The 17437-nt window shown below is 71.2% G+C and carries 23 protein-coding genes; 6 read left to right on the plus strand and 17 right to left on the minus strand.

Annotated features, from left to right (window positions below; translation table 11 throughout):
• Positions 1-39: 39 nt before the first annotated feature.
• From AW270_RS06165 to AW270_RS06180, 4 genes are all read right to left on the minus strand, one after another.
• Positions 40-279 carry an acyl carrier protein gene (locus tag AW270_RS06165; protein WP_061291596.1) on the minus strand — a complete coding sequence of 80 codons (240 nt, stop codon included), beginning with the start codon at positions 277-279 and terminating at the stop codon, positions 40-42.
• Between the two features lie 55 nt (positions 280-334).
• Positions 335-1291: a beta-ketoacyl-ACP synthase III gene (locus tag AW270_RS06170; protein WP_061291598.1), complete on the minus strand. Its 957-nt coding sequence runs from the start codon at positions 1289-1291 to the stop codon at positions 335-337.
• Positions 1288-2199 carry an ACP S-malonyltransferase gene (locus AW270_RS06175; RefSeq protein WP_061291600.1) on the minus strand — a complete coding sequence of 304 codons (912 nt, stop codon included), beginning with the start codon at positions 2197-2199 and terminating at the stop codon, positions 1288-1290. The genes AW270_RS06170 and AW270_RS06175 overlap by 4 nt, the downstream gene beginning before the upstream one ends.
• Before the next feature lie 116 nt (positions 2200-2315).
• The gene (locus tag AW270_RS06180) at positions 2316-3416 is read right to left on the minus strand and encodes a PucR family transcriptional regulator (protein ID WP_061291602.1); all 1101 of its coding nucleotides are present in this window, start codon (positions 3414-3416) and stop codon (positions 2316-2318) included.
• 113 nt (positions 3417-3529) lie between these two features.
• Here AW270_RS06180 and AW270_RS06185 point away from each other — a divergent pair, with 113 nt between their 5' ends.
• Complete coding sequence (locus tag AW270_RS06185; protein ID WP_174549851.1) at positions 3530-4204, plus strand: helix-turn-helix domain-containing protein; 675 nt, start codon at positions 3530-3532, stop codon at positions 4202-4204.
• Here the strand turns inward: AW270_RS06185 and AW270_RS06190 are convergent.
• Genes AW270_RS06190 through AW270_RS06205 form a run of 4 tightly spaced genes read right to left on the minus strand, consistent with a single transcriptional unit; the run spans position 4164 to position 6669 of the window.
• The gene (locus tag AW270_RS06190; protein ID WP_061291603.1) at positions 4164-4550 is read right to left on the minus strand and encodes a VOC family protein; all 387 of its coding nucleotides are present in this window, start codon (positions 4548-4550) and stop codon (positions 4164-4166) included. The two genes, AW270_RS06185 and AW270_RS06190, sit on opposite strands and share 41 nt — an antisense overlap.
• A 56-nt stretch (positions 4551-4606) precedes the next feature.
• Positions 4607-5050, minus strand: coding sequence for a DUF350 domain-containing protein (locus AW270_RS06195; RefSeq protein WP_061291605.1), 444 nt, complete (start codon positions 5048-5050; stop codon positions 4607-4609).
• Complete coding sequence (locus AW270_RS06200) at positions 5047-6216, minus strand: glutathionylspermidine synthase family protein (protein WP_061291607.1); 1170 nt, start codon at positions 6214-6216, stop codon at positions 5047-5049. The genes AW270_RS06195 and AW270_RS06200 overlap by 4 nt, the downstream gene beginning before the upstream one ends.
• A gap of 3 nt (positions 6217-6219) precedes the next feature.
• Positions 6220-6669, minus strand: a complete 450-nt coding sequence (locus tag AW270_RS06205; protein WP_245674586.1) for a hypothetical protein — start codon at positions 6667-6669, stop codon at positions 6220-6222.
• 94 nt (positions 6670-6763) lie between these two features.
• Between AW270_RS06205 and AW270_RS06210 the strand changes: the two genes are divergently transcribed.
• The 3 genes from AW270_RS06210 to AW270_RS06220 are packed head-to-tail and all read left to right on the plus strand — an operon-like array spanning position 6764 to position 8674.
• Positions 6764-7768 (plus strand): PHP domain-containing protein, encoded by a 1005-nt coding sequence (locus AW270_RS06210; protein WP_061291611.1) that lies wholly within the window; start codon positions 6764-6766, stop codon positions 7766-7768.
• 47 nt (positions 7769-7815) lie between these two features.
• Positions 7816-8274, plus strand: coding sequence for a helix-turn-helix transcriptional regulator (locus AW270_RS06215; RefSeq protein ID WP_061291613.1), 459 nt, complete (start codon positions 7816-7818; stop codon positions 8272-8274).
• A 22-nt stretch (positions 8275-8296) separates the two neighbouring features.
• Entirely contained in the window at positions 8297-8674 is a 378-nt protein-coding gene (locus AW270_RS06220; RefSeq protein WP_061291616.1) for a hemerythrin domain-containing protein, read from the plus strand.
• On the opposite strand, the gene AW270_RS06225 is transcribed toward AW270_RS06220, so the two are convergent.
• Together AW270_RS06225 and AW270_RS06230 are read right to left on the minus strand one after the other, a co-directional pair.
• Positions 8671-9207, minus strand: a complete 537-nt coding sequence (locus AW270_RS06225) for a PDDEXK family nuclease (protein ID WP_061291617.1) — start codon at positions 9205-9207, stop codon at positions 8671-8673. The two genes, AW270_RS06220 and AW270_RS06225, sit on opposite strands and share 4 nt — an antisense overlap.
• Before the next feature lie 65 nt (positions 9208-9272).
• Positions 9273-10157 (minus strand): LLM class flavin-dependent oxidoreductase, encoded by an 885-nt coding sequence (locus tag AW270_RS06230; RefSeq protein WP_245674587.1) that lies wholly within the window; start codon positions 10155-10157, stop codon positions 9273-9275.
• A 58-nt stretch (positions 10158-10215) separates the two neighbouring features.
• Here AW270_RS06230 and AW270_RS06235 point away from each other — a divergent pair, with 58 nt between their 5' ends.
• Positions 10216-10689 (plus strand): MarR family winged helix-turn-helix transcriptional regulator, encoded by a 474-nt coding sequence (locus AW270_RS06235; protein WP_061291619.1) that lies wholly within the window; start codon positions 10216-10218, stop codon positions 10687-10689.
• Between the two features lies 1 nt (position 10690).
• On the opposite strand, the gene AW270_RS06240 is transcribed toward AW270_RS06235, so the two are convergent.
• Genes AW270_RS06240 through AW270_RS06265 form a run of 6 tightly spaced genes read right to left on the minus strand, consistent with a single transcriptional unit; the run spans position 10691 to position 15716 of the window.
• Positions 10691-11035, minus strand: a complete 345-nt coding sequence (locus tag AW270_RS06240) for a hypothetical protein (protein WP_061291622.1) — start codon at positions 11033-11035, stop codon at positions 10691-10693.
• Positions 11032-12135 (minus strand): alpha/beta hydrolase family protein, encoded by a 1104-nt coding sequence (locus AW270_RS06245; RefSeq protein WP_061291624.1) that lies wholly within the window; start codon positions 12133-12135, stop codon positions 11032-11034. The genes AW270_RS06240 and AW270_RS06245 overlap by 4 nt, the downstream gene beginning before the upstream one ends.
• Positions 12135-13433 (minus strand): S41 family peptidase, encoded by a 1299-nt coding sequence (locus AW270_RS06250; protein WP_061291626.1) that lies wholly within the window; start codon positions 13431-13433, stop codon positions 12135-12137. Before AW270_RS06250 ends, AW270_RS06245 begins: the two co-directional genes overlap by 1 nt.
• Positions 13430-14470: an ABC-2 membrane transporter-related protein gene (locus AW270_RS06255; RefSeq protein ID WP_061291628.1), complete on the minus strand. Its 1041-nt coding sequence runs from the start codon at positions 14468-14470 to the stop codon at positions 13430-13432. The genes AW270_RS06250 and AW270_RS06255 overlap by 4 nt, the downstream gene beginning before the upstream one ends.
• Entirely contained in the window at positions 14467-15324 is an 858-nt protein-coding gene (locus tag AW270_RS06260; RefSeq protein WP_061291630.1) for an ABC transporter ATP-binding protein, read from the minus strand. The genes AW270_RS06255 and AW270_RS06260 overlap by 4 nt, the downstream gene beginning before the upstream one ends.
• Entirely contained in the window at positions 15321-15716 is a 396-nt protein-coding gene (locus tag AW270_RS06265; RefSeq protein ID WP_061291632.1) for a GntR family transcriptional regulator, read from the minus strand. Before AW270_RS06265 ends, AW270_RS06260 begins: the two co-directional genes overlap by 4 nt.
• Positions 15717-16242: 526 nt before the next feature.
• Between AW270_RS06265 and AW270_RS06270 the strand changes: the two genes are divergently transcribed.
• On the plus strand, positions 16243-16629 hold the full coding sequence (locus AW270_RS06270; protein WP_061291634.1) for a hypothetical protein: 387 nt from the start codon (positions 16243-16245) through the stop codon (positions 16627-16629).
• A 414-nt stretch (positions 16630-17043) separates the two neighbouring features.
• Here the strand turns inward: AW270_RS06270 and AW270_RS06275 are convergent, their stop codons facing one another.
• A complete protein-coding gene (locus AW270_RS06275; protein ID WP_061291636.1) occupies positions 17044-17415 on the minus strand; it encodes a DUF5997 family protein in 372 nt (123 codons plus the stop codon).
• Positions 17416-17437 lie beyond the last annotated feature (22 nt).

A 17437-nucleotide genomic window follows, 5' to 3' on the forward strand; every position in this document is an offset into this window, starting at 1 on the left:
TTGGTTGCACTCCTCTACGGTCGAACGGTTGAGCGTGGATCAGTTCTGGATGAAGTTGACGACGTCCTTGACGGTCTTCAGGTGCTTGAGCTGGTCGTCGGGGATCTCCGCGCCGAACTCGTCCTGGGCCGCCACGGCGATCTCGACCATCGACAGCGAGTCGATGTCCAGGTCGTCGACGAAGCTCTTCTCCGGGGTCACCTCGGAGGCCGGGATTCCGGTGATCTCGTTGACGATCTTGCCGAGGCCGGCCAGGATCTCCTGCTCGGTGACTGCCATGTCTCTCCTTTGAGTGGTGTTTCTGGGTTTTCGTACGGCGAAGACCGTACAAGCTTTAAGGGATCTCGATGACCTGGGAGGCGTAGGTCAGGCCCGCCCCGAAGCCCAGGAGGAGGGCGAGGCCGCCCGAGGGCACCTCACCCTGTTCGATCATGCGGGACAGCGCGAGCGGGATCGACGCGGCCGAGGTGTTGCCGGCCAGCACGATGTCGCGGGCGACGACGGCCTTGTCCGCGCCGAGCTTGCGCGCGATGGCCTCGATGATGCGCAGGTTCGCCTGGTGGGGCACGAACGCCGCCAGGTCGGCGGGAGCCACGCCCGCACGCTCGCAAGCCTCTTTGGCCACCGGGTGAAGGGCCGTGGTGGCCCAGCGGAACACCGTCTGACCTTCCTGGTGGAGGGACGACGACCGGTCCTGGATCATGATCGCGTCGGCCTTGTCGCCGGCGCTGCCCCAGACCACCGGGCCGATGGCCGGGGTCTCGGACGGCACGACCACCGCCGCGCCCGCCCCGTCGGCGAAGATCACCGAGGTGGCGCGGTCGTTGATGTCGACCCACTGGGTGAGCTTCTCGGTGCCGATGACCAGCACGTTCTTCGCCGAGCCCGCGCGGATCGAGTCGCTGGCCGCGGCGAGGGCGTAGCAGAAGCCCGCGCAGGCCGCGTTGAGGTCGTAGGCCCCGGGAGCCTGGACCCCCAGCCGGTGGGCGACCCGCCCGGCCAGGTTGGGGATCGGCGCCTCGGGGGTGCAGGTGGCGACGATCACCAGGTCGATGTCGGAGGCGGCCAGGCCGCTCGCGGCCAGCGCCTTGCCGCCGGCCTGGACGGCCAGGTCGATCTCGGACTCCTCGGGACCGGCGAACCGGCGCTCCTTGATGCCGACCCGGCTCTGGATCCACTCGTCGTTGGTCTCGATGATCTTGGCGAGATCGTCGTTGGTGACCACGTTCGCGGGCTGGTAGTGACCGAAGGCCAGCACCTTCGCACCCGGCGCCCCCGCGGGCAGCTTCACTGGATCGCCTCCTTGGCGGCGTCGATGGCCGGGGTCAGGTCGGCGGGGGTCTTCAGCGCGACGGTCTTGGAACCGGGCAGGCCACGCTTGGCCAGGCCGGTCAGGGTGCCGCCGGGCAGCAGTTCGATCATGGTGATGGGGGTGTCGCCGGTCTCCTCGGCCATGGCCGCCATGCACAGGTCCCAGCGGACCGGGTTGCTGACCTGGTTGACCATGCGGTCGAGGGCGTCCTGGCCCGACAGGACGACCGCGCCGTCGGCGTTGGACAGCAGGCGGATCGCCGGGTCGGCCGGGGCGATCCCGGTCGCGGCGGCGCGCAGCCGCTCGACGGCCGGGGCCATGTGGCTGGTGTGGAAGGCGCCGGCGACCGACAGGGCGATCAGCCGGGCGCGCTGCGGCGGGTCGGCCTTGAAGGCCTCGAGCTGCTCCAGGGTGCCGCCCGCGACGATCTGGCCGGCACCGTTGTTGTTGGCGGGGGTCAGCCCGTGCTTGGCCAGGGCGTCGAGCACGTCGACGCCGCCTAGGACGGCGGTCATGCCGGTCGCGGTGACGGCGGCGGCCTCGGCCATCGCCCGGCCGCGCTCGGCGACGAGCGAGACGGCCTGGTCGGCGGTGATCACTCCGGCTAGCGCGGCGGCGGCGAACTCGCCGACGCTGTGGCCGGCGACCAGATCGGGGGCGACGCCGAGCTCCTCGAAGGCGGCCAGCGCGGCGGCCACGAGAAGCGGCTGGGCGACGGCCGTGTCGCGGATCTCGTCGGCGTCGGCGGTGGTGCCGTAGGCGACGAGGTCGAGCTTCGCGATCTCCGACCATGCTGACAGACGGTCACGGAATCCGGGGAGCTCCAGCCACGGACTCAGGAACCCTGGAGTTTGGGCGCCTTGTCCCGGCGCGACGATGACGAGCACGGTACCACCCTGCCCTGTAGCCCTTCGACACAGAGCTGGGGAAGCGAACGAACTTTTGCCTGCCTCTGTTGTGGAATCCCTACAGTTCCGGTTTCTCCGCAATTAACTGACGACGGTCAGATTACGGTCAGTCGACCGAGTATCAGCCCTACCTGAAGGGTGAATGCGGACCGCCCCTCTGTGGGCGTGTAGCCGGTCAGTTCGGCGATCTTCCGCAGCCGGTAACGCACCGTGTTCGGATGGACGAACAGCAGCCGCGCCGTGGCCTCCAGGGAGGTGCCCTGTTCGAGGTAGGTCGCGAGGGTGTCGAGCAGCGGGGTCCCGGCCAGCGGTCTGTAGACGTTGTCGACAAGGGCGGCGCGGGCGTCCTCGTCGCCGTCGATCGCGCGTTCGGCGAGCAGGTCGTCGGCGAGCACCGGCCGGGGCGCGTCGGGCCACCCGGAGGCGGCCCGCAGCCCGGCGATGGCGGCCCGCGCCGACCGGGCGGCGGCGTGGAGGTCGGGCACCTCGGGGCCGATCACGATCGGGCCGGGCGCGAAGCGGGGCACGACCAGGCGGGCGGCCTCCTTCATGCTGTCGGCCCCGCCGACGATCACGATCAGCCGGTCGCCCTGGACACCGGCCAGCAGGTCGTGGCCGGCCCGGCGGCCCCGGTCGCGCAGGCCGTCGATGACGCTCTGGGAGTCGTCGCTGGGGGAGTGGCCGGCGAAGACGACCACCGGGGCGGAGGTCCAGCCGAGGGCCGCGGCCCACGAGTGGAGGCCGTCGTCGACCTCGCCCCGGACCAGCGCGTCGACGATCAGGGCCTCCAGGCGGGCGTCCCAGGAGCCGCGCGCCTCGGCCTCGCGGGCGTAGACCTGCGCGGCGGCGAACGCCACGTCGCGGGTGTAGCGCAGCATGGCGTTGCGGAGCTGCTCCTCGCCGCCGGGGGCGGCCAGGTCCTCGACCTCGGCCTCGACCACCTCGACCACGATGCGGACCAGGTCGACGGTCTGCTGGAGGGAGACGCTGCGTTTGAGCTCACGGGGGGCGGTGCCGAAGAACTCGATGCTCGGGGTCGGACGGCCCTGGCCGAAATGGCCGAACCACTCGACGAAGGCGGCGATCCCGGCCTGCGCGACCAGGCCGACCCAGGAGCGGTCCTCGGCCGACAGCGCGCGGTACCAGGCGAGCTGCTCCTCCATGCGGGCCATCGCGGCGGTGCCCAGGCTGCCCATCGCGCGGTCGAGCCGTCGCGCCGTGTCCTCACGCACCCTGTCGTTCACGGCTACTAGCGTGCCAGGTCGCCTGCGCGGATTCGCCAACGGTAGGCCCGTGGCAAGCTGGAGCGGTGTACCGGGAACGTCCGTCGGTGATCCCGGGCGCGGTGGTGTGGCAGGCGCCGGGCACGCCCGGGTCGGTGCGGCGCCGCGTCCTTCCCGACGGCTGCATGGATCTGCTGTGGACCTCGGGCCGGCTCGTCGTGGCGGGGCCCGATTCGGTCGCGTACGTCACCCCGGTCGGCCCCGCCGACGACTACACCGGCCTGCGGTTCGCGCCGGGCGACGCGCCCCAGCTGCTCGGCGTGGCCGCCAGTGAGCTGCGCGACAGCCGGGTGCCGCTCGACCAGATCTGGGCCGCCCGCCGGGTGCGCGGGCTCGAGAACGCGCTGCACAGGGGCGGCGGGATCGAGGCGGTCGCCGCCGGCCTGAGGCCCGACCCGGTGGTCCGCCGAGCGGCCGCGCTGATCGGCGGCGGGCTGGGCGTGGCCGCCGCCGCCGAGAGGCTGGACCTGGGCGAGCGCCGCTTCCACCGGCTCTGCCTGCGCGCCTTCGGCTACGGCCCGAAGACGCTGGGCCGCATCCTGCGGATGAACCGGGCGCTCGAACGGGCCCGCACCGGCTCTCCCCTCGCCGACGTGGCCCACCAGGAGGGCTACGCCGACCAGGCCCACCTCGCGCGCGAGGTCAGGGCGCTGGCCGGGGTCACGCTGACGGATCTTGTGGGGCGTACAGGTCGACGCTGATGCCGTCGGGGTCGGACAGGACGGCGTAGCGCTGCCCCCAGAAGGCGTCCCAGGGCTGGAGGTGCCCGAACTCCGCCATGTCGGCGTAGGTCTTGTCGACCTCGGCCGGGCTGCCGCACTGGAACGCCAGGCCGGTCCGGCCGGGGCCGGGGGTCCATCCGGGGTCGAAGGACCTGATGGTCTCCTCGGTGTCCCAGCACAGCCGGAAGCCGCCGGGCAGGGTCACCTCGACGTGGGGCGCGCCGTCGGCCTCGGCCGGGATGTCCAGGCCGAGGCGGCGGTAGAAGGCGAGCGAGCGGCCCATGTCGGAGACGACGAGGCCGATGACGTTGAACTGGATAGCCATGGTCCGACGGTACGAGACCGCGTCCACGACCGTCTTGAAGGAATCGGACGGCCGCCCTAGATGACGGCGACGGCGGTGATGAGGCCGATGGCGACGTGGGTGACCGACAGCAGGATGGCGGCGGGCTGGAGCTGCGGCTCGTGGACGAGGGCGCGGATGGAGATCCCGGCCACCTTGTCGAAGGCGAACATGCCGAGCGTCTGCACGGCGATGCCGATCAGGCCGAACACCAGGGTGGCGATCAGGCCCTCCTGGAGCCGGCCGCCGGAGGAGAAGATCGAGGCCGCCACGATCAGCCCGACGGCGCCCAGGCCCGCCGAGGTCAGCGCGGTGGCGTTGGGGTTGCGCTCCTCACGGATCAGCTTGCTGAGCTTGCCCGGCGTGGCCATGTCGATGACGTAGAAACCGGCGATCAGCAGCAGCACGCCGAGGACGGCGTAGGCGGCGATCGCCAGGGCGCCGTTGCCGAGGACCTCGCCGAAGGTGGTGGCGGTGTTCATGGACCCTGCTCCTTGATTCGATGGGGGACGAACGACGAGGTGTCGTCGGTGATCAGGCCGGCTGTCTCTCGGATGCCGAGCCCGGCCGACTCGTCCTCCACCACCCAGGCGCCCAGAACGGGTCGCTGGCCGTCGAAATCGGGCAGGGCCTGGAACTCCTGGAAGACGAACCCCTCGGCCCCGTAGGAGCCGCCGGTCTCCAGGGAGTGGTCGGCCGACATGATCGTCATCGACGCCCCCTCACGGCCCAGGAGCGGCTTGCGGATGAATCCTGCCAGGTCGCGGGGGCCGTCGAGGTAGGCCGGCAGCAGATTGGGGTGGCCCGGGTAGAGCTCCCAGAGCACCGCCAGCAGCGCCTTGTTCGACAGCAGCATCTTCCACGGCGGCTCGATCCACGTCATCGACGGCATCAGCCGCAGCGCGTGGGCGCCGAACGGCTCGTGGACGATCCACTCCCACGGATAGAGCTTGCAGAGCGACCGGATGACGCGTTCCTCGACGTCGACGAAGCGGCGGTTGAGCGCGTCCCAGCCGATGTCCTCCATCGCGATGGCGACGGTGACCAGACCGGCCTGGGCGGCGGTCTCCTGGAGGTAGCCGAGGGTCATCGCCTCCTCGCCGGAGGTGTCGAGGCTCGTCCAGGCGAAGTGGGAGGGGCCCGTCGGGAGGGTCGCGGCGACGGCCTTCCAGCGGTCGACCAGGCGTTCGTGGATGGAGTTCCACTGGTCGTCGTCCGGGAAGACGTCCTGCAGCCAGTACCACTGGACGACCGAGCTCTCCAGCAGACTGGTCGGGGTGTCGGCGTTGTACTCGAGCATCTTCGCCGGGCCGGTGCCGTCGTAGCGGAGGTCGAAGCGGCCGAACAGGTGGGGGTCGCGGCGGTACCAGGAGTCCTTGATCGCCTGCACCCACTCGGGCGGCACGGCGAAGTCGTGGAAGCGGCCGGTGGCCACGACGTGGTCGACCGCCTCCAGGCACATCCGGTGGAGCTCCTCGACCTGGGCCTCCAGGGCGAGCACCTCGTCCATCGAGAAGACGTAGTGGACGCTCTCGTCCCAGTAGGGCCGGGCGAGCCCGCCGGGATGGGCCGAGCGGTGATAGGCCAGCCCATGGGCCTCGACCGTGGTCTCCCAGCCCTCGCGCGGCGCCGACCGTTCCCTGCGCACGGGTCAGCTGCCGCTGCTGCTGCTGCCGTGGGAACCGAACCCGCCGCGCTGGATGACCTTGCCCGACCGCGTGGAGATCTGCGCGTTCGACGGCCGCAGGGTGGTGCCGCCACGGATGTGGGAGCCGGAGCGGACGCCGCCGTAGTACCAGCCGTAGGCGCCGTGGGAACCGACGTAGGTCCGGCCGTCGTCGTCGCACAGGTCGTCGTCGACGATGGGGTAGGAGCCGTCGGCCAGCGGGTTGTTCATGTCGACGCAGTCGGCGTCGACCTCTTCGTAGTCGTCGTCGGTGGCCGCGCAGAACCCCACGACCAGCACCGACAGCACGCCGATGGCGCCCAGTTTGACCGCGGTCGACGCCTTCTTCTTCTGAGGGGGCGGGCCGCCGGCCATGGGGAACGTCGGAGGCCCCGGTGGCGGGGGCGGCGGAGGCGGCGGGGGCGTGGCGGCCATGAAGGCTCCATGATTCCTTGAGGTCGGGCAAGCCTACCGGTGACGCTTAGAACGCTACAAACATCAATTCTGGCCGGTTGATAACGTCTTCGGCATGGAGCCCCTTGACGCGCTGCGCCAGATCGCGTTCCTGCTGGAACGGGCCGGTGAGCCGACCTACCGGGTCCGCGCGTTCCGGGGCGCGGCCAAGGTCGTCGAGGAGCTGCCGCGCGCGGAGCTGGAGGAAAGGGCGCTGGCCGAGACGCTGACCGAGCTGCCCGGGGTCGGCAAGGTGACCGCGCTGGCGATCACCGAGGCGCTGGCCGGGCAGGTGCCGACCTATCTGCGGCGGCTGGAGGCGACGTCCGGGACCGACCTGCCGGAGGCGGCCCAGGAGTTGCGGCGGGCGCTGAAGGGCGACCTGCACAGCCACACGACCTGGAGCGACGGCGGGTCTCCCATCGAGGAGATGGCCGAGGCGGCGCGGGCGATCGGCCACTCCTACCTGACGATCACCGACCACTCGCCCCGGCTGACCGTCGCCAACGGGCTGTCGGCCGCGCGTCTCGAGGAGCAGATCGAGGTCATCGAGGGGCTGCGGGAGCGGTTCGCGCCCTTCGAGATCCGCACCGGCATCGAGGTGGACATCCTCGCCGACGGGTCGCTCGACCAGGATCCCGCGCTGCTGGCCCGGCTCGACTGCGTGGTCGCCTCGGTGCACTCGTCGCTGAAGATGGAGCCCGCCGAGATGACCCGGCGCATGGTCACCGCCGTCGCCAACCCGCACGTCGACGTGCTCGGCCACTGCACCGGGCGGATCGTGAAGGCCGGGGGCAGGCGGGGCGGGCTGCGCGCGGAGTCGCGGTTCGACGCGGAGCTCGTCTTCGAGGCGTGCCGCCGGTTCGGGGTCGCGGTGGAGATCAACTCCAGGCCCGACCGGCTCGATCCGCCCAAGCGGCTGCTGCGGCTCGCCTACGAGATGGGCTGCGTGTTCGCGATCGACAGCGACGCCCACGCTCCGGGACAGCTCGACTGGCTCGTGTACGGATGTGAGCGCGCCGCCCTGTGTGGTGTGGAGGCGGATCGGGTGGTCAATACGGGTATGTGGCCGCTGAGTTAGATGCGAAATACCAGGATTTGTCGCTCACCGCACGTAACGTCGGCGTTATGGACCGTCGACGTGCGCTGGTAGAGGAGTTACGGAGCAACGGGCAGCTGTCCGCCAAAGACCTCGCGGAGCGGCTCGAGGTGAGCAAACGGACCGTGATCAGAGACATCGCCCGGCTCCAGACCGAGGGCGTGCCCATCCGGCTCGACCCCGGCGGATACACCATCGACGGGACCGAAGAGGTCAAACGCGCCATCGACCGCGCGCTGACGGGGCGGCGGGTGCTCCGCGTCGACTACCTGAACAGCAAGAGCGTGGTCTCCACCCGCGACGTGGAGCCGAGCATCATGCTGGGCGGCCGCGGCGGCTTCTGGTATCTGGTGGCGTGGTGCCGGTTGCGTGAGGACGTGCGGGTGTTCCGCGTCGACCGGATCACCCGGGCCGAGGTCCTCGACGAGCGCTACCCGGAACCGGACAAGCAGCGCCTGACCGACCTGAGCTCAGCCCTCCCGCTCTGACGGCTGCCCCTAGTCTGTACGGATGTCGCTGCTGTCCGAGCTCACGTTCGTGCATAACATGCTCCGCCGCGACCTGGCCGAGATCCGGCGGATGGCCGAGTCGGCGGCGGCCGGGGGCGACCTCGCCGAGGTCAGGAAGGGGCTGGTCCAGCTCTCCAGCGCGACGCTCTTCCCGCGCATCCGCAGGATCGCGCCCGACCTGAACGCGGCCGTCGACCGGCTGGAGGCCGACCACGCCGCCGTCTCCGGGCTGCTCGACGAGGTCGGCGCCGCCGCCCGCGACGCCGAGAGCCGGGAGCGGCTGGTCAAGGCGCTCGACGCGCTGGCCGACCGGTTCCTGGAGCACCTGGCGTACGAGGAGGAGGCGCTCGGGGCCGTGCTGTCGACGATGAGGCACTAGGCCGCCCGCCGCAGCGGTTCGGGCCGGGGCGCCCGGGTCATCCGCCATGTCGGGCCCGCTGTCAGGGCTCGGGCCGGGCGGTAGAAGTGGTGCAGCCCGCCCAGCTCCCGCCGGTGGCAGGCCCAGCAGCGGCCGTCGTACCAGGCGAAGCGGTTCTGCCTCTCGCCACACTCCACCAGCCAGCACGACCCGACGGGGACGTGCCAGCTCGCCGCGTCGCCCGGACCGGGGGCCTCCAGGACGATGACGTGGACCTGCTCCCACCACCCGGCGCCCCCGGCGACCGACAGGGTGGAGCGGAGTTCGGCGGGCTTGGTGATGCGCTCCCAGTGGGGGCCCTTGACCTCGGCCCAGGCGTTGAGCGCGGGCAGGTAGAAGTCGGGGACGTAGATCGCGCCGCTGGGCAGCCGGAGGGCGAGCGGTTCGTACTGCCAGTAGACGCCCAGCGCGTCGAGGGTCGCGGCCCAGTCGGCCTCCAGCGTCGAGCGGAACATGACGCCGTCGTAGACGAGCGGCACCGCACTGATGTCCATCCCGGCACCCTGCCAGCCGGGCGGGCCCCGCTCCGCCCGCCGGACGGGCCTGTGGAAAAGCCCGCTCAGGACACGGCGGCGCGGACCGCCGGGACGATCTCCTGGGCCCAGAGCTTCCTCATCGTGTCGTCAGCCGGGAAGTAGGTGAACCCGGCCGCCCCGTGGTCGAGCACCGCTCCCGTCAGCTCCTCGATCCACTGACCGGCCGAGCCGCCGAGCCACTTCCGCTCGTCGTCGCGGGTGGCCTTCAGCGGAGAGGAGGTGATCCGGCCGGTGGTGTTGTAGACGGTTACGACGTCGGCCGGGTCGCGGCCGGCCGCCGACGCCGCCTCGTCGATCAGCGGGCGGGACCACCGGTAGCGGTCGCTCAGCCAGTCGGCCGCGTGGCCCGGGATCCAGCCGTCGGCCAGCCGCCCGGTCACGGCCAGGGACTTGGGGCCGTTGGAGCCCGTCCAGATCGGCGGGGCCGGAGCGGGACCGGGGGCCAGGTCGGTGACCTGGTAGAACTCGCCCTCGAAGGTCACCGGATCGCCGCCGCCGGACAGCGCCCGGACCAAGGTGATGCCTTCGGCGAAGGCCCGGACGGCCTCGGCCGGGCTGTGCCGGGGCGCGCCGACCCGGGCGATGTCGTTCAGGAGGCCGCCCGCGCCCATGCCCAGGATGATCCGGCCCTCCGACAGGGAGGACAGGGACGTGACCGTGCGCGCCAGCATGGGAGCCGGCCGGGTCGGCAGGTTCGTGACGTTGACCAGCCCGGAGATCCGCGTGGTCGCTCCGAGGGCGAAGCCGACGATCGAGTAGGCGTCCAGCCGGTCGCCCACATAGGGGTGGTCGGAGACGCTGAAGTGGTCGAGCCCGTCGTGGTCGGCCTGGACGACCTCGGCCACGGTCCGCCGGGCCTCTCCGGCCGCGCTGGAAACGCCGACGCCGAACGAGATGCCACGTCTCACGGCACGCTTCCCTTCCTGACTAGTTCGGATGGCGAACCACGCTGGTAGCTTGGCCCGCATGGATGGTGCGGAGAAGAATCCCGGGGTCGTCGCGGGTCTGGTGCGCGCGTCTTTTCTGGTCTCCGCCGTCTACGCGGAGAGCGCCCGCGACCACGGGCTGACCCACCAGCAGGGCCACCTGCTGTGCGTGCTGATGAGCCGCCCCCACCGGATGACCGAGCTCGGCACGACGCTGCGCCTGGCCAAGTCGAGCCTCACCGAACTGGTCGACCGGACCGCCCAGCGGGGGCTGGTGCGCCGGGAGCCCGACCCGTCCGACGGGCGCGCGGTCGTCGTCGTCCTCACCGACGACGGCGCCTCGACCGCCGGGAAGTTCTACACCGACACCTGCGAGCGGATCGCCGAGGTGCCGTCGGCCCTCGACGAGGGGGAGCGCGCGGCGCTGGCCGACCTGCTCGGCCGGGTCGTCATGGACAACACGGTCAGCACGATCTTCCTCGACTGGGACGACGACATCCACCCCCCGGCGTGAATCATTGTTCGTTGTACGAACCATAATGGTTCGTATCCCGAACTTCAATGAGGGCGTCCCTGTCCCAGCGGGGTTCCGGGAAATCGGGCCGCCCGGCGAGCTCCCGCACCCGCTCGGGAGAGACGCCGAGGATCTCACCGGCCTGCGCCACCCCCACCAGCTCGGGCGCCGGCGTCCCCGCGAGCCGCTCCAGCGCCAGCAGCAGGAGCTCGCTGTTGTTCCAGTCGAGCCGCCCCTCGGCGGCCAGCTCGACGGCCAGGCGGTTCGCGTCGGCGGGATCGTGGCCGAGAGCGCGGGCGACGGCTTTGGCGGCGGAGAGAACCTGGTAATTGCGGCTGCGCGTCATTGATCCGTAGTACCAGAGGAGGCGGCCGTGCGGGCCACCCAGACCTCGGGGTGCTCCACCCGGCCCGGCCGGGACTTCAGGTGTTCGTCCAGGAACGAGGCCACGGAGGTGCGGGTGATCTCGGCCAGCCGCTCGGCCGAGGGGGCGCCGGGGAGCGGCTTCAGGCCCAGCGCGGGCATCAGTTGCGGGAGGTCGGTGAACGACTGGTGGTCGGCGCCCTTGACGACGAGCCAGCGTTTCCAGCCGGTCAGCAGTCTCCAGTCGCGGTCCCAGGAGGTGTCGCGGCCGCCCGGGGCGTGCTGGGGCGTGCCGACGAAGAGGAAGGGGCGGTCCAGGCCGTGGGGGAGGCGGGCGTAGGTCGTGCCGTCGAGGTTGACCCCGGCGCGGACGCGCCGGTCGGACGCCATGGTGGCCAGGGCGCTCGCGCCGCCGATCGACTGGCCCACCATCGCGATCTTCGACGGGTCGGCCACGTCGGACTCCAGCAGCTCGTCCAGGACGAACGACACGTCGGCGGCGCGGCTGCGGACCACGCCCGTGCCGAAACCGGGGTCGGTGTCGCTGTCGCAGGCCAGGCAGCCGGCCACCGTGCCGTCGGCCAGGGTCGTGGCGTAGCTCTCGTAGGTGTGGTCGATCCCGGCCACGACGTATCCCCGGCTGGCCAGGTCCTCGGCCAGCGACGTCAGGGTGCTCACCGGTTTGGTGAAGCCGGGCGAGAGCACCACCAGGGGGAACCTTCCCGCCGCGGGAGGGCCGGTGGTGGCGTGCACGATCGTCGTGCTCAGGTCGCCCACGGCTCGCGACCCCTTCATGACCAGGTCAGACTCCTCCTTGCTCAGGTACGCCGCCCGCTCGCCCTCCCCTCGCCCGGCGGGATACCAGAGGGTGACCCGGAGCTCTCTGGCCTCGGCGTCGAGGTTCCAGGGGTCGGCGCGGGAGGCGTCCGTCAGGTGCAGGACCCTGGTCCCGACGGGGTGGTCCCCGGTCGGGGCGGCCAGGGTGACGGGGCCGGGTGAGGGCGGCGGGGCGGCGGCCGGGCGGGGCGGGGCGGGCGGCGAGCAGGCGGTCAGCACCAGCAGCGCGGCCAGGAGGCGTCTCATCATCCCTCCAGCAGGGTCAGCGCCCGGGCGAGCGCGGGGTCGCGGCCGGCCGCCGCGTCTTCGGGGGTCAGCGGGACGACGTGGTCCGGCGGCACCCCGATCCGGTCGACGACCTCGCGGTCCGGGCCGAGGTGACGTCTTGTGGGGAAGCTCAGGATCGTGTTGTTCCGCAGCAGGTGGGGCTCCGCCGGGCCGGAGATCGCCCCGGCCGTGCGGGTCCCGACCAGGGTGCCGACGCGCAGGTCCTTGACGGCGGAGCTGAAGTGCTCGCACGCCGACGCGCACCCCCGGTCGGTCAGCACGACCAGCGGCAGCCCGATCAGCTCGACCGTGTCGTCGGTGCGGCCCGGCTCGCAGCGGTCGTCGGCGTTGCACAGGTGGGAGGTGGTCCCGCCGTGCGCCCACGCGCTCACCAGCCGGGTCGCCTCGGCCGGGCTGCCGCCGCCGTTCCCGCGCAGGTCCAGCACGACTCCCTGGAGGGTCCGGCCGGTACGCATTCTCGCGATCGCCCGGAAGGCCCGGTTCGCGGCGTCGGGGGAGAAACCGCGAATGCGTACATAAGCGATGTCGCCTTCGAGCAGCCGTGACCGCACCACCTGGACGTCGGCCAGGTTCCGCTGGTAGAGGCCGGGCTTGAGGGTCACCGTCCGGCGGCCGACGCGGAGCTCGACCGGGTCGGCGTCCGGATACTGCGGCCTGAGCGTGCGCAGGTCCGTGACGTTCTCGATGACGTCGCCCGGCCGCAGCCCCGCCGCGCGGGCCGCGCCGCCCTCCACGGCGGCGACGAAGACCTGGTCGCGGTACGTGGCCGCCTGGAAGCCCAGCCCGTAGCCGTCGCCGTCGTAGTAACCGGGCGGCCTGCTGACGTCGTGCGTCCAGCGGGCGTGGTTGTCGTCGAGCGCGGCCACCATCGCCTCCAGGGTGACGACGGCCAGGTCCTCCTCGTCGGTGATCGTGCGGTAGACCGCCTCGAACGCCGCCCAGTCGGCCTTCTCGTCGCCGGTCAGCGCCGGCGCGGACGCGTGGGGCACGTCGCGGCCGGTCCGGTCGAGCTCGGTGGTCAGCGCCGCGAAGGCTCTGGTCAGCAAGGTGCGGCCGTCGAGGGAGGGACCGTCCACGTAGTTGCCGAGGATGCAGAAGTAGGCCTGCTCGACGACGTCGATCGTGGTGGGCGTCTCCTCGGCGGCAGGGCCCTGCGGCGGGGCGCAGACCGAGGCGGTGACCTCGGCGCGCGGCGGGGCGGGCGCCGAGCAGGCCGCCGCCAGCAGGAGGGAGAGGGCGACCCCGGCGGCCCTCATGACAGGCGTCTCCGGATCCACCAGAAGGAGAACCAGGTCAGCCCGATCGTGAGGGCGGCGTAGATGCCGGTCTCGATCCACTGGAAGGCCCAGAAGCGGTCGAGCGGATGGTAGGTCGCCTGCTGCCGGTACCCCTGCGCGCTGATCTCCCCCGGGCAGCCGTCGGGCGAGGCGCCGGGCGCGCAGGGCCCCGACGTGCCGGACACGGTGGTGGGGCTGTCCTCGCCGTCGGAGGCGATCACCTTCCCGGACGGGTCGAGCAGCTCACTCGCCAGCACCCACGCGCCGGCCTGCCCCGGGACGGCGTTCTTCAACTGGACCCGGACCTCCCCACCGCCCCTCCGGACGCTGATCCCGCCCACGTTCTCGCGGCTGAGCTCGTGGACGGCCGTGACCGGGGTCATCAGATGGGGCCGCACCACCATCGGCATCGCGATCTGGACGGCCACGAAGACCGCCAGTGTGAGGGCCATGGCGGCGAGCGTGCGGCGGACCAGCATGCCCGCCGACACCCCGAGGACGAACGCGAACGCGGCGTACCCCATCGGGACGATGCCCCGCGCCGAGAAGACCAGCGGGCTCATCTGCGCCAGCTCCGGCACGGCCGAGCTGTCGAGCGGCCGCGACCACCACGTCACCAGCATGCCGGTCACACACGCGGCCGCGACCGCCGTCAGCCCGATGAGCGCCAGCTTCACGGTGAGCCAGCGGACCCTGGTCACGCCCTGGTTCCACACGAGCAGGTGGGTGCCCGCCTCCAGTTCGCGGGTGATCAGCGGCGCCCCCCAGAACAGCCCGATGAGGGCGGGCAGCGCCAGCAGCGCGAGGTTGAGCACGGTGAAGGTCATCTGGTAGTCGTCGAAGAACAGGTCGTAGAAGCGCGGGCACGTGTCGTCGAGCGTGCACTCGGCGATCCCGGCCGCGTAGCGGTCGGCCAGTCCGGGACCGGTCAGCACGAGCGCCGCCGCCAGCACGGCCAGCGCCGCCGCCGTCGTCACGGCCGAGGCGCGGAACTGCCGCCAGGTGAGCCAGATCATCGCAGCGCCTCCAGGCCTGCCCGCCGCCGCTCGGCGGGCCTCTTCTCCATGTACGCCAGCACGAGGTCCTCCAGGGTCAGCCGGCTGACCGCCCAGGCGGGGTCGAGGATCGGCGCCGAGGTGCGGACCACGTAGGTGCTCTGGCGGTCGGTGTGCCGGGCCGAGACCACGTACTGGTCACCGGGCATCCGGCTCTCGTCGCGGCGCGGACCGGTCAGCCGGTGGTGGGTGGCGAGCAGCTCCTCCACCTCTCCCGCCACCTGCACGCGCGAGTCGACCAGCACGACGAGGTAGTCGCAGGTCCGCTCCAGGTCGGCGACCAGATGCGACGACAGCAGGACGCTGAACTCGGCCGCCGCCGTCGCCTCCATGAGACCCTGCAGGAATTCGCGCCGGGCCAGCGGGTCGAGCGAGGCCACCGGCTCGTCGAGGATCAGCAGCTCGGGCCGCTTGGCCAGCCCGAGCGTGAGGGCGAGCTGGGCGCGCTGCCCGCCGGACAGCTTGCGCGCCTTCTGCCCCGGATCGAGATCGAGCTGGGCGATCCTCTCCCGGGCCAGGGCGGCGTCCCACCCGGAGTTCAGCCGGGCTCCCAGCGTGAGGTGCTCCGCCACCGTCAGACCGGCGTAGACAGGGGTGTCCTGGGCGACGAACCCCACCTTCGCCATCGTCTCGATGGTCCCCTCGGTCGGCACGAGCTGACCGCAGGCCAGCTTCAGCAGCGTCGTCTTGCCCGCGCCGTTGGGCCCCACCAGGCCGACCACGTGACCGGCCGGGATGTCGATGGTGCAGTCGCGCAGTGCCCAGCGCCGGCCGTACCTCTTGCCTAATCCGTGGGCCGAAAGGACGGATGTCACGCGATGTCCTCCTGTGCGACGGTCCGGAAGGTGGTCATGAAGAGGGCCTCGATGCTCTCGTCGTCGAGACCGGCCTTGCGGGCCTTGCCGAGCCAGCGCCGCAGATCCTGGCGGAGGGGCCCGTGCGCCGCCGCCCGCGAGGCGTCGGTGAGGGTCTTCGTGACGAACGTGCCGACACCCGGCCTCGCCGCGGCGAGACCCTGATGCTCCAGTTCGCGGTAGGCCTTGAGCACGGTGTTGGGGTTGATCGCGAGCTGCGCGACGACCTCTTTGACGGTGGGGAGCTGGTCGCCCTCGCGGAGCATCCCCAGGCGCATGGCCTGCCTAACCTGCTGCACCAGCTGCAGGTAGGACGAGACTCCCGACCTGCCGTCGAGATGGAACTCGATCACCAGAGTCCTCCATTTATCTAGTCTCCTAGTACTTTAGGACTCTAGATGTTAAGCGCGCATAAGGCGGAGGTCTGTGGGCGGCGCCGGGCCCTCTCTGCACGCCGGTGCGGTTGGGTCGGCGGCCGTCGACGTCGGCTGCGGCCGGCCCCTTGACCCGCAGCCGGCGATGCGCGCGGCAAGAGCCCGGCTTCAAGTCGACCGCTTGAACCCGGCGGAGCCGTCATCGCTCTGAAAAGCACACGACCAGCGCTGTTTCGTCGTGCGGCGATCGCTATGCGCCTGCTCGCTGGGATCCCTCGCCGCCGCATCATCCATGGATGCACGCGGAACCAGGGCACTGTGGACGCCGGGATGGTCAGCCGTCGGCGATGCTGTGGTGATGTCGTCTGCGCCGGCGGTGAATTACGCAAGGGCGACTGCTCTGTTGCGCGGCAGGCGCATCCGGAGAGTCGTCTACCCCCGCTGACGGGGTGGAGACGACGGATTCGAAGTCGAAGAGTAGGACTTCGGCCCATGGCAGCCGACCATGGGCGTGGAACTGATCACCGACGACGAGGTCTGCTCTTCGGCGGTCTGGGACAGCAGCTTCGACCACTACGGGCTTGAAATCTTCCCCGAGCCGATGACCGCCCATCTGCTGAGAATCGGGGAGGCGTTCGGGTCGGCGGCGGTGGACGTGACCGGACACCCGCGCTGGTCAGCGCTGGTCGGGAAGAAGCTGACCCACATCGAGATCGTCTGGTCCGAGGACCAGGGGGCCGTGCGGACACCGTATGCGGTTCGGCTGCGCTCACGGGAAACGGCGGTGTGGATCGCTGTCGGGCGACCGGAAGATGGCTTCCTCCTGGGGACGGACGACGTGGTGGTCGTCTTCACCGCCGCATTCGCGGCCGGCCTGGGAATCTCCCCTTGACCACCCCGAGTGAGGGTGTGCGCTTCGCGGAAAGTGAGTCGCGCACCTTCTGGGCGATCCGCGCCCGCTCCCGCAACCAGGACCGCGCCCTAGGCTTTCGGCCCCTGGCTGGAGTACTACAACACCACCTGTCAGCGCTCAGCCCTTGGCGGCAGGCCATCCATAAGCCGGATGTCACCAAGTTCCATTAGGTCTTGCACATGAAACCGCCTTGGGCGACTTGTGTGGCTGCCCGCTCAGGACCCGAGCCTGTGTATGCGGACCAGCCGCCCAGCGACTGATCGAATCCCGACCAGGCGGACCCAGCATTCTCAGGACTCGAGCCTGTGTAGGCGGACCAGTCTCTCCCGCGGCTTGTCGATTCCCGACCAGGCGGACCCAGCCCGTTCGACGTCGGAATGTGAAACGGCGGTGCTAGCGCTGCTTGAGGCGGAGGGCCTCTTTGCGGGTCTCGGCCTGGACGGCTCGCTCGCGCTCCAGCCATGCCGGGTTCTCCGCCTTCAGCGCGTTGATCTCGGCCGTCGTCAGCGGTTCGGTGATGCCGCCCCTGAGCAGGCCGGAGATGGAGACGCCGAGCTTGGCGGCGACGACCTGCTTGGGGTGTGGGCCGTTGCGGCGCAGGTCGACGAGCCAGGCGGGCGGCTCGGCCTGCAGCTTGTTCAGCTCGTCCCTGGAGACGACACCCTCCTGGAACTCGGCGGGAGTGGCCGACAGCAGGACGTCCAGCTTCTTGGCCGCGGTCTCGGGCTTCATCGTCTGGACGGTCTTCGGTTTGGACGAGGTCATGGCGTCGAGAATAGTCAGTCGG

The sequence above is a fragment of the Herbidospora cretacea genome (assembly GCF_001570605.1).
Taxonomy (GTDB): Bacteria; Actinomycetota; Actinomycetes; order Streptosporangiales; family Streptosporangiaceae; genus Herbidospora; species Herbidospora cretacea.

What these genes read in the sequence shown, in the direction of transcription:
- AW270_RS06165 (WP_061291596.1), bottom strand. Translation starts at nt 279, where the DNA reads ATGGCAGTCACCGAGCAGGAGATCCTGGCCGGCCTCGGCAAGATCGTC.
- AW270_RS06180 (WP_061291602.1), bottom strand. Translation starts at nt 3,416, where the DNA reads ATGGGCAGCCTGGGCACCGCCGCGATGGCCCGCATGGAGGAGCAGCTC.
- AW270_RS06190 (WP_061291603.1), bottom strand. Translation starts at nt 4,550, where the DNA reads ATGGCTATCCAGTTCAACGTCATCGGCCTCGTCGTCTCCGACATGGGC.
- AW270_RS06195 (WP_061291605.1), bottom strand. Translation starts at nt 5,050, where the DNA reads ATGAACACCGCCACCACCTTCGGCGAGGTCCTCGGCAACGGCGCCCTG.
- AW270_RS06205 (WP_245674586.1), bottom strand. Translation starts at nt 6,669, where the DNA reads ATGGCCGCCACGCCCCCGCCGCCTCCGCCGCCCCCGCCACCGGGGCCT.
- AW270_RS06210 (WP_061291611.1), top strand. Translation starts at nt 6,764, where the DNA reads ATGGAGCCCCTTGACGCGCTGCGCCAGATCGCGTTCCTGCTGGAACGG.
- AW270_RS06215 (WP_061291613.1), top strand. Translation starts at nt 7,816, where the DNA reads ATGGACCGTCGACGTGCGCTGGTAGAGGAGTTACGGAGCAACGGGCAG.
- AW270_RS06220 (WP_061291616.1), top strand. Translation starts at nt 8,297, where the DNA reads ATGTCGCTGCTGTCCGAGCTCACGTTCGTGCATAACATGCTCCGCCGC.
- AW270_RS06225 (WP_061291617.1), bottom strand. Translation starts at nt 9,207, where the DNA reads ATGGACATCAGTGCGGTGCCGCTCGTCTACGACGGCGTCATGTTCCGC.
- AW270_RS06235 (WP_061291619.1), top strand. Translation starts at nt 10,216, where the DNA reads ATGGATGGTGCGGAGAAGAATCCCGGGGTCGTCGCGGGTCTGGTGCGC.
- AW270_RS06240 (WP_061291622.1), bottom strand. Translation starts at nt 11,035, where the DNA reads ATGACGCGCAGCCGCAATTACCAGGTTCTCTCCGCCGCCAAAGCCGTC.
- AW270_RS06245 (WP_061291624.1), bottom strand. Translation starts at nt 12,135, where the DNA reads ATGAGACGCCTCCTGGCCGCGCTGCTGGTGCTGACCGCCTGCTCGCCG.
- AW270_RS06250 (WP_061291626.1), bottom strand. Translation starts at nt 13,433, where the DNA reads ATGAGGGCCGCCGGGGTCGCCCTCTCCCTCCTGCTGGCGGCGGCCTGC.
- AW270_RS06255 (WP_061291628.1), bottom strand. Translation starts at nt 14,470, where the DNA reads ATGATCTGGCTCACCTGGCGGCAGTTCCGCGCCTCGGCCGTGACGACG.
- AW270_RS06270 (WP_061291634.1), top strand. Translation starts at nt 16,243, where the DNA reads ATGGGCGTGGAACTGATCACCGACGACGAGGTCTGCTCTTCGGCGGTC.
- AW270_RS06275 (WP_061291636.1), bottom strand. Translation starts at nt 17,415, where the DNA reads ATGACCTCGTCCAAACCGAAGACCGTCCAGACGATGAAGCCCGAGACC.